The organism is Acidovorax sp. NN32 (assembly GCF_057597245.1).
In genome coordinates, this window is sequence record NZ_CP199679.1 from 2,610,975 (window position 1) to 2,624,875 (window position 13,901).

At 63.8% G+C, this 13,901-nt stretch carries 10 protein-coding genes and 1 tRNA gene; 3 read left to right on the forward strand and 8 right to left on the reverse strand.

Going from position 1 to position 13,901, the window contains the following annotated elements:
- Nucleotides 1–39: 39 nt before the first annotated feature.
- A complete protein-coding gene (locus ACT89O_RS12220; protein WP_218300983.1) occupies nt 40–402 on the reverse strand; it encodes a hypothetical protein in 363 nt (120 codons plus the stop codon).
- Nucleotides 403–635: 233 nt separating this feature from the next.
- On the opposite strand from ACT89O_RS12220, the gene ACT89O_RS12225 reads away from it, so the two are divergent.
- Nucleotides 636–709: transfer RNA gene (locus ACT89O_RS12225), tRNA-Gly, on the forward strand.
- 197 nt (nt 710–906) lie between these two features.
- On the forward strand, nt 907–2,052 hold the full coding sequence (locus tag ACT89O_RS12230) for an ROK family protein (protein WP_487262784.1): 1,146 nt from the start codon (nt 907–909) through the stop codon (nt 2,050–2,052).
- Nucleotides 2,053–2,120: 68 nt separating this feature from the next.
- On the opposite strand, the gene ACT89O_RS12235 is transcribed toward ACT89O_RS12230, so the two are convergent.
- From ACT89O_RS12235 to ACT89O_RS12265, 7 genes are all read right to left on the reverse strand, one after another.
- On the reverse strand, nt 2,121–3,611 hold the full coding sequence (locus tag ACT89O_RS12235) for an NAD-dependent succinate-semialdehyde dehydrogenase (protein WP_487262785.1): 1,491 nt from the start codon (nt 3,609–3,611) through the stop codon (nt 2,121–2,123).
- 133 nt (nt 3,612–3,744) lie between these two features.
- On the reverse strand, nt 3,745–4,566 hold the full coding sequence (locus tag ACT89O_RS12240) for an ABC transporter permease (RefSeq protein ID WP_487262786.1): 822 nt from the start codon (nt 4,564–4,566) through the stop codon (nt 3,745–3,747).
- 21 nt (nt 4,567–4,587) lie between these two features.
- Complete coding sequence (locus ACT89O_RS12245) at nt 4,588–5,853, reverse strand: ABC transporter permease (protein WP_487262787.1); 1,266 nt, start codon at nt 5,851–5,853, stop codon at nt 4,588–4,590.
- Nucleotides 5,854–5,887: 34 nt separating this feature from the next.
- Nucleotides 5,888–6,919 (reverse strand): ABC transporter substrate-binding protein, encoded by a 1,032-nt coding sequence (locus ACT89O_RS12250; RefSeq protein WP_010458579.1) that lies wholly within the window; start codon nt 6,917–6,919, stop codon nt 5,888–5,890.
- A gap of 66 nt (nt 6,920–6,985) precedes the next feature.
- Nucleotides 6,986–8,086: an ABC transporter ATP-binding protein gene (locus ACT89O_RS12255; protein WP_487262788.1), complete on the reverse strand. Its 1,101-nt coding sequence runs from the start codon at nt 8,084–8,086 to the stop codon at nt 6,986–6,988.
- 43 nt (nt 8,087–8,129) lie between these two features.
- Nucleotides 8,130–9,422: a 4-aminobutyrate--2-oxoglutarate transaminase gene (gabT, locus tag ACT89O_RS12260; RefSeq protein ID WP_487262789.1), complete on the reverse strand. Its 1,293-nt coding sequence runs from the start codon at nt 9,420–9,422 to the stop codon at nt 8,130–8,132.
- A gap of 633 nt (nt 9,423–10,055) precedes the next feature.
- Entirely contained in the window at nt 10,056–11,864 is a 1,809-nt protein-coding gene (locus ACT89O_RS12265) for a right-handed parallel beta-helix repeat-containing protein (RefSeq protein WP_487262790.1), read from the reverse strand.
- A gap of 479 nt (nt 11,865–12,343) precedes the next feature.
- On the opposite strand from ACT89O_RS12265, the gene ACT89O_RS12270 reads away from it, so the two are divergent.
- Nucleotides 12,344–13,762, forward strand: coding sequence for an aminotransferase-like domain-containing protein (locus tag ACT89O_RS12270; RefSeq protein ID WP_055398091.1), 1,419 nt, complete (start codon nt 12,344–12,346; stop codon nt 13,760–13,762).
- Nucleotides 13,763–13,901: the final 139 nt, after the last annotated feature.

The following is a 13,901-nucleotide window of genomic DNA, read 5'->3' on the forward strand; positions in this document are numbered from 1 at the left end:
CGCACTCGCGGGCGCTAGCGGAGCTACGCCATGGCAGGATCAGCGAAACGGAATGGGCTTGCCCTTGGCAGGCGCGCTTTTTGGAAGCCGTGAATTGAAGAATTCAGCCAGTGCCCGCTGGGTGTCGGGATGCAGCCGCCATGCGGTCCAGCCCAGGCCGATACTGCGCAGGTACACGGTGACGTGCGCGTCTTCCAGCGGGTACTGGATGGCGAGGGTGGGGTTGTCCTGCGACATCACCGGGACCCCGCTCCCATTGCTGTCCTGGGGGGCCGGGGTGACTTCAGGCGTCATCTGCGAGCGCAACATGGCCAACTCACGAATCAGATTTTCGATCTCTGGCGCTGTGAGCGTTTTGTTGATTGCCAGGGTGGCCTGCGTGCGGTCGTCGCTCAGTTGCATGGGGCTTTTCCTTCTTTCGCTGGTAGTTGTGAAGGCTCCATTGTGCTGCCTTCGGTCTGCATCCCGCCGAAGGGGCGCAAACATGGGACACAAGCCTCTGGCCAAACCCGTTTCGGGCGCGCCGCCGCGTGGCTACAATACGGCTGCTGATGAAACTCTGGCGCGGCAACTGCCAAGCCGGTGTTTTCACAGGCCTCACTGAAATACCGTTGTCCGTCAACGGCTTACAGAAGGCGGGTGTAGTTCAATGGTAGAACGGCAGCTTCCCAAGCTTCATACGAGGGTTCGATTCCCTTCACCCGCTCCAGCCCTCTTCGGCTGATCATCTCCCCCCGTCCTTGCCTTTACTGTTGTTTTGACCGCGCATGCTGCACGCATGACGGCATGGGCGCGCGCCCATCCGGTAGGGCATGTCAAGCCATTTGCTGACGCCACGCGGCCGCCACCCACGCCACCATGCTGGAACGGCCTCCTTTGGAGGGGCACTATCGTGTGAGGAAATGAATGGCTTCCAAAGACAAGGACTCAGCACAGAAACCCGCCGCCAGCAAGAAGCCAAGCACGGCGCAGGAAGGTAGGGACGCCAAGGCACAACGCGAGCTGGGCATCGTCGGGCCGCATGGCGACATGCGGCTGGCCTCGGTCATCATCGAAGGCTATAGCCTCGAGTTGAGCGACGGCGAAGGCTATGTGGGGGATGTCGCCAGCCGCACGGCCTTTCGCCACATGCTCGATGCCTGGCGCAAGCTGTATGCATCCATGGAGGGCAAGGACCCTATGGGCACCAAGCCCACGCGCGAACTCAGCAAACATAAGCTGGATGCGTTGCTGGAGAAAGACGGCGTGGCCGCCCAAGCCATCGAAGCCGCGTCGGAAGACTACGCGATGCAGCTGGCGCACGTGGTGCAGCGATTTCTGAAACACAAGACCTGGCGCGGCGTGGAGCGCATCATCATCGGCGGAGGCTTTCACCAGAGCGAGGTGGGTGGCCGCGCCATCGATTGCACCCGCAAGATCCTCAAGGCCGAAAAGGTGCCCGTGGAGCTGCGCACGCTGCGCCACCATGCGGACGAGGGCGGCCTGATTGGCTGGGTGCACCTGGCGCCCCCCGCGCTGCTGCAAAGCTACGACGCCATCCTGGCGGTGGACATTGGCGGCACCAATGTGCGCTGCGGCATCGTGCAAACCCATTTGCACCGCGCCCCCGATCTTTCGCTGGCCGAGGTGGTGCGCCGCGAGAAATGGGCCCATGCCAACGACGAACCCCGGCGCGACGAACTGGTCGAGGGCATCGCCACGCTGCTCGAAGGCCTGATCGCGTACGCCGAGAAAAAGAAGATCCGCCTGGCGCCCTACATCGGCGTGGCCTGCCCGGGGCTCATCGTGGAAGACGGCTCGCTGGCCGGTGGCACGCAGAACCTTCCGGGCAACTGGGAGAGCACCCGCTTTCACCTTCCGCGCGACCTGTGCGAGCGGCTACCGCACATTGGCGATGGCCGCACCCAGGTGTGCCTGCATAACGATGCAGTGGTGCAGGGCCTGTCTGAAATGCCCTTCATGCAGGACGTGGAGCGCTGGGCCGTGCTGACGGTGGGCACGGGGCTGGGCAACGCGAGCTACACCAACCGCCAGCCACCAGAATTTGAATGATTTTGGCTTCTAGCGCTTAATGGTAAAGCGCTAGAAGCTATAAAATTAGTAGCATTTTATGGGGCTGCTTATTTCTGAATGTCCCCCAGGCACAGGTACTTGATCTCCACATAGTCGTCCATGCCGTAGTGCGAGCCCTCGCGGCCCAGGCCCGACTGCTTGACGCCGCCAAAGGGCACGTGCTCGGTGGCCAGAATACCCACGTTGGCACCCACCATGCCGTATTCCAGCGCCTCGGTCACGCGGAAGATACGGCCCACGTCGCGGCTGTAGAAGTAGCTGGCCAGGCCAAACTCGGTGTTGTTGGCCGCGTCGATGGCTTCCTGCTCGGTCTTGAACTTGAAGACCGGGGCAAAGGGGCCAAAGGTTTCCTCGCGCGCGCAGAGCATGTCGGCCGTGGCGTTGGCGACCACCGTGGGCTCGAAGAACTGGCCGGAGCCCAGGCTGGTGAGGCGCTGGCCGCCGGCCACCACCTGGCCGCCCTTGGCCAGCGCGTCGTCCACGTGGCGCTGCACCTTGGTCAGTGCCGCTTCCTCGATCAGCGGGCCCTGGTTCACCCCAGCTTCAAAACCGTTGCCCACCTTGGCTGTCTTGACCTTGGCGGCGAACTTGGTCACGAACTCGTCGTACACACCTTCCTGCACATAAAAGCGGTTGGTGCACACGCAGGTCTGGCCCGCGTTGCGGTACTTGCTGGCAAAGGCGCCTTCCACGGCGCTGTCGATGTCGGCGTCGTCAAACACGATGAAGGGCGCGTTGCCGCCCAGCTCCAGCGACATCTTCTTGACGGTGGGGGCCGACTGTGCCATCAGGATGCGGCCCACTTCGGTGGAGCCCGTGAAGCTGATGTGGCGCACCACGTCGCTCGCGCACAGCACCTTGCCGATGGCGATGGAGTTGTCGCTGTCTGCGGGCAGGATGTTGAACACACCGGCCGGAATACCCGCGCGGATGGCCAGCTCGGCGGCGGCCAGGGCTGTGAGTGGTGTCAGCTCGGCGGGCTTGATGACCACGGGGCAGCCCGCAGCCAGCGCAGGCGCGACCTTGCGGGTGATCATGGCTAGCGGGAAGTTCCATGGCGTGATGGCCGCGCACACGCCGATGGGTTGCTTCAAGACCAGCAGGCGGCGGCTGTTGTCAAACTGCGGCAGCGTTTCGCCGTTGATGCGCTTGGCTTCTTCGGCAAACCATTCCACAAAGCTCGCGCCGTAGGCGACTTCGCCCTTGGCTTCGGCCAGGGGCTTGCCTTGTTCGGCGGTCATGATGCGGCCCAGGTCGTCCTGGTTGGCCATCAGCAGGTCGTACCACTTGCGCAGGATGATGCTGCGCTCCTTGGCCGTCTTGGTCTTCCAGGGGCCCCAGGCGGCGTTGGCGGCGGCAATCGCGGCCTCGGCGTCGGCCGGGCCTAGGTTTGCCACATCGGCCAGCTTGAGGCCCGTGGCCGGGTCGTTCACATCAAAGCGGCTGCTACCTGCCACCCACTGGCCGTTGATGAGGCCGTCGGTCTTGAGCAAGGTGGGGTCGTTCAGCAGGGCGAGGGGGGAGGTCTTCATGTCCATGGGATGGTCCTTGAGAAAGGGGGCTAAACGTGGGCAGATCGAGGTTCACGCACGAAGCGGCAGCGGTCATTGTCAGCCGCCTGGGCGACGGCCGCATGTCGCCGATGTGAACTCCCGGGCGGCAAGGGGCATATCAGGCACGGCGACCGCGCAGCCACTCCAGCGCCAGCAGCAAGCTGGTGGTGAACAGGATGAGCAGCGTGGCCACCGCGGCGATGGTGGGCGAGATGTTCTCGCGGATGCCGTTGAACATCTGGCGCGGCAGTGTGGACTGGTCGGCACCGGCCAGGAACAGCGTGACCACCACCTCGTCGAACGAGGTAGCAAACGCAAACAGCGCGCCGGAGATCACGCCCGGCGCAATCACAGGCAGCGTCACACGAAAAAAGGTGTTGAAGGGCGTCTCACCGAGGCTCAGTGAGGCGCGCACGAGGTTGTGGTTGAAGCCTGCCAGAGTCGCCAGCACGGTGGTCAGCACAAAAGGTGCGCCCAGGGCGGCGTGCACGATGATGAGCCCGAAGTAGCTGTCGGCCAGGCCCAGCGGCGCAAAGTACAGGTAGGTGGCCACACCCACCACAATGATCGGCACCACCATGGGCGCAATCAGGATGCTCATGAGCAGGCCCTTGAAGCGGAAGTCGGCCCGCGACAGACCCACCGCCGCCAGTGTGCCCAGGGCCGTGGCGATCAACGTGGCCGCAGGTGCCACGATGAAGCTGTTGCGCGTGGCGCGGGCCCACTCGGCGGATTCGAACAGGTTGCGGTACCACTTGAGCGACCAGCCGTGAATGGGGTAGGCCAGGAATGAACTCTCGGAGAACGACAGCGGCACCATCACCAGGATGGGGGCCAGCAGGAACACCAGCACGGCCACGCACAGGGCGCGCACCGCCCACCAGCCGAGCTTGTCGGCCGGTGTGGCGTACAGGGGGAATTGGGGCAGAAGATGGCGCATGGTGAGTGTCTTTTGAAGCGGTTAGCCCAGGCTCAATTCGGCTTTGCCAAACCGGCGGTACACGCTGTACAGCACCAGCGTGGCGGCCAGCAGCAGGGCGCCCAGCGCGCAGGCCATGCCCCAGTTCACTTCCACATTGGTGTAGCGGGCGATGTAGTAGCTCAGCATCTGGTCATCGGCCCCGCCCAGCAGCGCGGGGGTGACGTAGTAGCCGATGGCCAGGATGAAAACCAGCAGCGCCCCGGCACCAATGCCGGGGTAGGTTTGTGGCACATACACCCGAAAGAACGCGGCGATGGGCGAGCTGCCCAGCGACACCGCAGCGCGCAGGTAGGTGGGTGGCACGCTTTTCATCACGCTGTACAGCGGCAGCACCATGAAGGGCAGCAGGATGTGCACCATGGCAATCACCACGCCCGTGCGGTTGAACAGCAGTGGCAAAGGCTCGGCAATGGCGCCCAGGCCCATCAACCCCCGGTTGACCAGCCCCTCGGACTGCAGCAGCACGATCCATGCGGCCACGCGCACCAGGATCGACGTCCAGAACGGCACCAGCACCAGAATCATCAGCACATTGGCCTGGCGTGCGGGCAGCGAGGCCAGCCACCAGGCCAGCGGGTAGCCCAGCAGCAGGCACAGCACCGTAACCACAAAGCTGATGTGAAAGGTGCGCAGCAGGATGCCGCCAAACGCGCGCTGCTCCTCGGGCATGCGTTCGACCTGGCCCAGCGCATCGCGCTGCAGGTCCACCGAGGCGAGCAGGTAGTCGGGCGTCCAGCGCGCCCCGTTTTTGGCAATGGCACGCCAGAAAGGCGCTTCGCCCCAGCGTGCATCCTTGTCGATCAGCTGGTCGCGGATGGACTCGGGCGTGCCCTGCAGGGGCAGGGCGCGGAAAGCGCCCATCACCATCGAACGTGCTCCAGGCACTTCCGAGTTCAGCCTGCGCGCCAGGGCACCTGCATCAGAGCTGTCGGGCAGGCGGGCCAGGTCTTTGATCAGCGCGGCATAGGCAGCGGGGCCCGGCGCCTCGTGGCGGTCCCAACCATGCAAGGCCTCGATGGTGGCGGGCAGCGTGTTGGCGACCTCGGGGTTCTCCACGCCGCGCTGCAGCAGCGCGGCAATGGGGACCAGCAGCGTGAGCAGCAAGAACACCAGCAAGGGCAGGGTCAGGGCAAAGGCCCGCCATTTGCGCCGCGCTTCGGCACGCGACAGCGCCTTGCGCAGTGCGCCGGGTGCGTGGGCGTCCAGCGCAAGCGCGGCGGGGGCGATGGCAGAAGAGGCTTGCATGGTGTCTTGTGCTCCGAGGGTGCGGTTTACTGACTTATTGGGTGGCCCAGGCTGCGAAGCGTTTCTCCAGCGCCTCGCCCTGATCGGCCCAGAAGCTCACGCCGAACTGGATGGCTTCCTTGGCGTTGCTGGCTGAGGTAGGCAGGTCGTCCAGCACCTTCTTGTCCAGCTTGGCGAGGGCCGTGGTGTTGGCCGGGCCATAGGCGATGTTCTGCGCGTAGGCGGCCTGGTTGGCGGTCTGCATGGTGTAGGCGATGAACTTCACCGCCGCGTCCTTGTTCGGTGTGCCCTTGGGGATGGCCCAGTAGTCCAGGTCATAGATGCCGCCGGGCCAGTAGATCTTGAGATTGCGGCCTTCGCGGTTGGCCGCGTCGATGCGGCCGTTGAACACAGTGGTCAGCACCACGTCGCCCGCCACCAGGAACTGCGGCGCCTGGGCACCTGCTTCCCACCATTGAATGTTGGGCTTGAGTTCGGTCAGCTTCTTGAAGGCGCGGTCGGCACCGTCTTTGGTGGCGAGCACCTTGTACACATCGGCGGGCTTCACGCCATCGGCCATCAGCGCGAATTCGAGGTTGTAGCGCGCACCCTTGCGCATGCCGCGCTTGCCAGGGATCTTCTTGGTGTCCCAGAAGTCAGCCCAGCTCGTGGGGGCAGTCTTGAGCTTGTCGCCGTTGTAGGCCATGACGGTGGACCACACGAAGATGCCCACGGCGCAGTCGGACACCGCAGCGGGAAGCAGGTCGGACTTGCTCACGATCTTGCTGTAATCGAGTTTTTCATACAGGCCCTCGTCGCAGCCGCGTGCGGCGTCTGGCGACTCCAGCTCCACCACGTCCCAGGTCACCTTCTTGGCCTCGACCATGGCCTTGACCTTGGCCTGCTCGCCGTTGTATTCCACGGCCACGATCTTGTTGCCCAGCTTTTCATAGGGCTCGTAGAACGCCTTTTTCTGCGCGTTGGCGTTGGCGCCACCAAAGTTCACGACGGTCAGTTGCTGCTGCGCAAAGCTGGGAAGTGCCAGGCAGGCGGCCAGAGAGGCGCAGGCGATAAGACTCTTTTTCATGGTGCAGTTTTTCCTTAGGGTTGTGGAGGAACAGGGGACGGGAAAAGGGTGTGGCTGTGCCGGTGGTCAGACCGCGTAAATGCGCGTGGAGACCGGGGGGAACTCCAGCAGCACGGCATCACCCGGCTGTGGATGGGGGTTGCTAGCGGACGAAGCCAGCGCCACCTTCACCGTGGCGGGCTCTTGGCCATGGCCCAGGTCGCACATCAGGCGCAGGTGGTCGCCGTAGTAAATGGCGCGCGCCACCGTGGCGGGAATCGCTGAGGTTTTGGGGTACTCGGAATGCGCATGCAGCACGATGCGTTCGGGCCTTACACAGGCGTGCACGGCAGAGCCCAGTGCGGCCTGGTTTACGTTCACACCCGGCAACAGGTAGCCGCCTGGCAGCTGGATGGCGGTGTCGGTACCCGCGCCTTGCAGGGTGCCCGAAAGCACCGTGTTGTCGCCCACAAAGCCGGCCACGAATCGGTTGGATGGAGCTTCGTACAGGGTTTCCACATCGGCGAGTTGCTGAATGACCCCTTCGTTGAACACCGCCACGCGGTCGCTCATGGTCAGGGCCTCGCCCTGGTCATGGGTCACGTAGACAAAGGTCACGCCCAGCTGGCGGTGCAGTTCTTTCAGCTCGATCTGCATATGCTCGCGCAGCTGCTTGTCCAGCGCGCCCAGGGGTTCATCCATCAGCACCAGCTGGGGGTTGAACACCAGGGCGCGGGCCAGCGCCACGCGCTGCTGCTGGCCGCCCGAAAGGCGCGTGGGCAAGCGGTCGGCCATGCCGGTCAGGCGAACCATGTCCAGCACCTTCTTCACACGCTCGGCCTGTTCGGCCTTGGGCACCTTGCGCACGGTGAGCGGGTAAGCCACGTTCTGACCCACGGTGAGGTGGGGGAACAGCGCGTAGTTCTGGAACACCATGCCAAAGTTGCGCTTGTGGGGCGGCGTGCCGGTGATCTGCTTGCCATCGAGCAGGATGTCGCCCGCAGTAGGGGACTCAAACCCCGCCAGCATCATCAGTGTGGTGGTCTTGCCCGAGCCCGAGGGCCCGAGGAGGCTCAGGAATTCACCGCGCTGGATGTCCAGGTCCAGCGAGCGCACCACCAGTTGTTCACCGTCGTACGTCTTTTGCACACCGCTGAAGCGGACCAGGGGCTCTGCTGATGGGTTCATGGTTGGGGGCACCTTGTAAGCAGAATGAAGGTCGGGTCGCATGTCAGCCCAGCGCGGCAAAGCTGTCGGCCAGGATGGCCAGGCCCTCTTCGAGCAGCTCGTTGGAGGCGGTCAGCGGCACCAGGATGCGGATCACGTTGCCATACGTTCCGCACGACAGCAGGATGAGCCCGCGCTTGGCGGCTTCGGCGACGACTTTCTTGGTCAGTGCGGCGTCGGGGCGGTGGACATCGCCGTCTTCGAACAGCTCGATCGCCACCATGGCACCCAGGCCGCGCACATCGCCGATGGCGGGGACTGTGGCGGCCATTTCTTTCAGTGCCCTCACCAGCAGCGCACCCGTGTCCTGGCTGCGGGCCAGCAGGTTTTCCTTTTCAAACGCATCGATCACCGCCAGCGCTGCGGCACAGGCCACGGGGCTGCCCGCATAGGTGCCACCCAGGCCACCGGCTGCAGGGGCGTCGATGACGTCGGCGCGGCCCACCACGCCAGACAGGGGGAAGCCGCCTGCCAGTGATTTGGCAGTGGTGATGAGGTCGGGCGCCACGGGCCATTGCTCGCATGCAAACCAAGTGCCGGTGCGGCCAGCGCCGGTCTGCACTTCGTCGGCGATCAGCAGGATGCCGTAGCGGTCTGCCAGGGCCTTGAGGCCGGTGACGAATTCGGGTGGCGCCACGTAGAAGCCGCCTTCGCCCTGCACGGGCTCAAGGATGAAGGCTGCCACACGCTCGGGCTCGATGTCGTTCTTGAAGATCAGCTCCACCGAATGCAGGGCCTGCTCCACGCTGACGCCATGCAGCGCGTTAGGGAACAGGGCGTGGTACATCTCGCCAGGGAAGGGGCCGAACCCGATCTTGTAAGGCGCGACCTTGCCGGTGAGGCCCAGCGTGAGGTTGGTGCGGCCGTGGTAGCCGCCCGTGAAGGCGATCACGCCGGGGCGCTTGGTGTAGGCTCGGGCGATCTTGATGGCGTTTTCCACGGCCTCGGCGCCGGTGGTGAGCAGCAGGCTCTTTTTGGCAAACGCGCCGGGGGCCAGGGTGTTCAGGCGCTCGCACACTTCCACGTAGGGCTCGTACGCCACCACCTGGAAGCAGGTGTGGGTGTACAGCTCCAGCTGGGCTTTGACTGCAGCGATCACTCCGGCGTGCAGGTGGCCGGTGTTGAGCACGGCGATGCCACCGGCAAAGTCGATGAAGCGGCGGCCCTCCACATCCCACAGCTCGGCGTTAAGCGCCTTCTGTACGAAGAGTTCATGGGCCTGACCCACGCCCCGGGCCACAGCGGCATGGCGGCGGGTGAGGAGGGCGGCGTTGGTGAAGTGGCGGTCTTGCTGCATGGCGGTGGGCGGGTGGGTTGAACACGAAATGAAGGAATGGGCGAATTCTGGAATTCGCGCCACGGCCCGTCCATGTACACCGGCATGCTGTTTTGCGCGCACTGTGCAGGTCCTCCATCCTGTACAGGCAATCCCTGATTTGGTGTGCGCCAACACGGTGCACAATGCAGCCCCTTTTGCGTAGCCGTAGTGCAATCCCCCACGCTGATCTGCAGGAAAACCGGGCACTCGGGGGATTGAAGGGGTTTGTATCGGGATGCAGCGGCGGGCCGCTTGCCATCTTCCGAAACGGTGCCTAAGAACCTGTTCAAAATCTTTTCAGGGATCGCATTGGAGTGCCATCGTGATGGACGTGGAAGCTTCGGATGCGCCGCATGGGCTCATGCCCATGCAAGCAGCTGAGGTGTCCAATCGCCCGATTTCACTCCAACCCTGCGGGCAAGTGCCTTGCCGGGCGGTCTGCGGCGTTGCGGCGCTTGTGGATAGCCAAGCTATCCACTGCGCACCGCGCCTTGCATCCCATCCCGGCAAGGTACTTGTGCGACCCCGAAAAGATCTTGAACAGGTTCTAAGAACAAAAAAGGCCTCGCAGCGTGCTGCGAGGCCTCTGCCGGCCGAAACTTGAACGCTCTGCTACCGGGCGCACACCCCGGTCGTTGCAGCCGCCCCGGTCACCATGGCGTTGTTCGTGACCACACTGTTCGGTGCAATCACGCGCACCACCGTGCTGCCCGCGTGGGGTGTGGGGAAACACGCAATGTTGTTACGCACCACAGCGTTTCCATCGGGTACATCGCCATTCTGGAATTCGGTGTGGCCCACATTGATGGCTGTCTGAAACGTCGTCTGCGTGTTGATGATGACGTTGCCTTCAATCACGATACCGGGTGCCGACTGCACTGCCATGCCCGTGTTGCCGGCGTTGATGAGTGTGTTGTTGCGCACCACGAAGTTGCGGAACCATTCGGCCGAGTCGTACCCCTGCGTGATCGACATCTCCCAGCAGCCATCCGTCGCAGCATCCTGCTCAATCCGGTTACCCTCAATCAGTACGCCGTCCATCTGGCCGTGGAAGGTCATGTTGCCCCCTTGGCAGATGCCATTGACCACCGAGTTGCGGATGTAGCGGTTGTTGCGCAAGGTGACGTTGGTTCCACTCAGTCCATGGCTGCCCGACAGGTAGGTGCCGTGGTTGAAGCCGCTGCCGCTGAAGTTGTTGGCCTCGATCAGGTTGCCTTCGATCACGCTGTTGCGGAATTGGCCCAGGATGCCCATGCTTCCGTTGTGATGGATGTGGTTGTTGCGGATCAGCACGTTGTTCACACCGTGGGGAGCGCGTGCCTGCGAGTGGATGGCAATCTGGAAGCCGGATATCTCCACGTTCTCAATCACGATGTCGCGGACATTGCCACTCAGCCAGAAGCCCCAGGCCGAGTTGTTGGAGCCGTGGATCCGCAAATTGCGGAACACGTAGCCGCCGTCGTTGGAGGTGTTGGCGTAACGCCCTCCCAGCTCAAAGGGCGCGATGGCATTGTTGTTGGTGTTGAGGAGGGGGGCGGGCCCTGCGCCATACGCATCGAGGGTGAGGGGCGCGTCTGCGCGGACGTTCATGTTCTCGAACGTGGTGACACCCACCACCCAGGCACCGCCACGCGCAAAAAGCAGTGCTGTGCCCGCAGGCAGTGTGTTGACATTGATCCCCGTGAGGTTCTGCTTGGGTGCCGCCTGCGTGCCGGGGTTGGAATTGCTCCCTGGCACGCAACCGGTGGCGGCGCCCGCCTGGCAGTCCGAGAAGTAGTACGTTACGGAGCCACCGGGCGTCGGTGCTGGCGGAGGCGCCGGTGGAGCCGGCGGTGCCGGAGGCGTTGGCGGTGGGGCGGGCGGGGCGGGCGTTGGGACGGGGCTGCTGACGTAGCACGCCTTTTTCACCTGCCGCAGGGGGTCGCCAAAGGTGGCGTTGTTGCACATCACGTTGTTGGTGAATGCGCGCGCGGCAGTCCAGGTGGTGCCAGCCCCATAGACCACCTTGGCCGTACCGGTAAAGCTGCATTGCTGCCCCTCGACGGCACACAAGGTGTAGCCCGGTGGCGGTGCTGTCAGCACGGGATCGGGCGCAGGAGCTGGCGACGGTGCGCTGGCATAGCAAGCCTTTTGCACACCCCACAGGGGGTCGCCAAAGGTGGCGTTGCTGCAACTGACACCGTTGGTGAAACTGCGGGGGCTGGTCCAGGTCGTGCCTGCTCCATAGACCACGTGGGCCGCGCCGCTGAAGCTGCATTTCTGTCCCTCGACGGCGCACGGCTTGTAGCCTGCCGGTGGGGTGTGGGTCGCCTGCGCCAGTGCAGGGCCTGTGGCTGTGCCCAGGCATAGACCCAAGGCAATGGCCCATGGCCTGGGTTGAAAAATCCGTGAAGAGTTGAGTTCAGATGTTCGTGTCAGCATGGGTGTCCCTCGGTGTGTTGGGTATTGGTTTTCAAACCCGATTTGCGGTCACCGATGCCAATCGAGTTGGGGGGCAAGCCTATCGCTGGGGCATGGGTGTGTGAGCATTGCGGTGGCGGAAAAGGGACAGGCGGTGGATGCAATCCGATAGCCGCTGCATCGGACAAAAGACTGAATACCGCCCATCGGTTGGACACTACCGTTCACAGTCTGCGGGCCTTTTCGAGCGCGGCGTCATCAACGTGCAAGACATCCCACAGCCCTGCAAATCGCTGGAGACCGCTGTCCCAGGGTAGGTGGGGCTGACGGACAATAGGGGCATCCCGGCCGGACCGGATGCGGGCTCAGCGGTGGTACCTCCAGGCACGCGTCGCTGTTGAGGGGAGCACACTGTGCAGGTGCCCCGTCCTGTACAAGCAATCCCTGAGTTCGCGGGTGTTGGCCCGGTGCACAATTTGGCCCCTTTCCCTGTTCTTTTGATGCTCACTCTCAGCCCGGATCTTCAGACACCGCTGGTCAGCCAGATCGTTGATGGCCTGCGGGGTCTCATCGCTGGCCAGGTGCTCAAACCTGGTGCCAAGCTCCCCTCCATCCGCGCCTTTGCGGCAGCCCACGGCGTGAGCGTGTTCACCGTGGTCGAGGCCTACGACCGCCTGGTGGCGCAGGGCTGGCTGGTGTCGCGCGCCAATGCAGGTTTTTTTGTGAAGCGACGGGGCGATGAGGGCGCTTCGCCCGGTACTGGTGCGCCCGAGCGGCCGGTGCCCCGTTTTGATGCGCGCTGGTACCTCAAACAAATTTTTGAAAACCGCAACCTGCCCATGAAACCGGGCTGCGGCTGGCTGCCCCACGACTGGCTGTTTGGCGATGCGGTCAAACGCAGCATGCGTCAGCTGTCGTCCGACGGGCCCGAGCTGGATGGCTATGGCCTGCCCCACGGCCACATGGCGCTGCGCATGGTGGTGGCCGAGTCGCTGGCTGAACACCATCTGGCGGTGGACGCCGACCAGGTGCTGCTGACCCAGGGCTCCAGCCAGGCACTGGACCTGGTGGCGCGCCGCATGGTCAAGCCTGGTGACGTGGTGCTGGTGGACGACCCGGGTTACCCCAACCTGTTGTTCATGCTTCGCTTTGCAGGAGCACAGGTGGTGGGTGTGCCGCGTACCGCCACCGGCTACGACCTGCCGGCGCTAGAGGCCCTGCTGGCCGAGCACAAGCCCACGGTGTTCTTCACGCAGCCGCGTCTGCAAAGCCCGACCTGTTCGGTGGCATCGGTGGCGCACTTGCACCGGCTGCTGCAACTGGCCGAGCAGCACCACTTCATGCTGGTAGAGAACGACATCTATGCCGACATGGACCCTGGTGTGCGCCCCTCGCTGGCCAGCCTGGACCAGCTCAACCGCGTGATCTACCTGGGCAGTTTCTCCAAGACGATTTCGCCCAACCTGCGCACCGGCTTTCTGGCGGCGCGGCGCGATCTGCTCGATGAGCTGGTGCAGCTCAAGATGATCTCGGGCCTGACCTCGTCAGAGATCACCGAGCGCATCACCTTTGGCGTGGTGACCGACGGGCGCTGGCGCAAGCACCTCAAGTCCCTGCGCGAGCGGCTGGCCGAGGCGCACCGCACGGTGGGGCGGCGCTTGCTGAACCTGGGGTTCGAGCTGTTTCACGAGCCCGAGGCGGGCATGTACCTGTGGGCGCGCCATCCTGATCTGCCCGACAGTGCCGAGCTGTCGAAGGAAGCCACGGGTGCGGGCATCATGCTCGGCCCCGGTCAGCTGTTTCTGGTGGAGCCACGCCCCACGGGCTGGCTGCGGTTTAACGTGGCGTTCAGCCAGGACGAGCGTCTGTGGCGCTTTCTGGAGCAGCGCATTCTGCTGGGCCAGCAAGTGTCGGAATAGGCCTGCTGTTGCCGCTGCTGGGGTGAAAAATTTGAGCCTTTTTGGCCGCTAGCGCTTATTGGTAAAGCGCAATAAGCTATAAAAATTAGAGCAATTGCCCTTTGGAACTGAGGCTGTCCACGCGGTTGCAGGCGCTGTG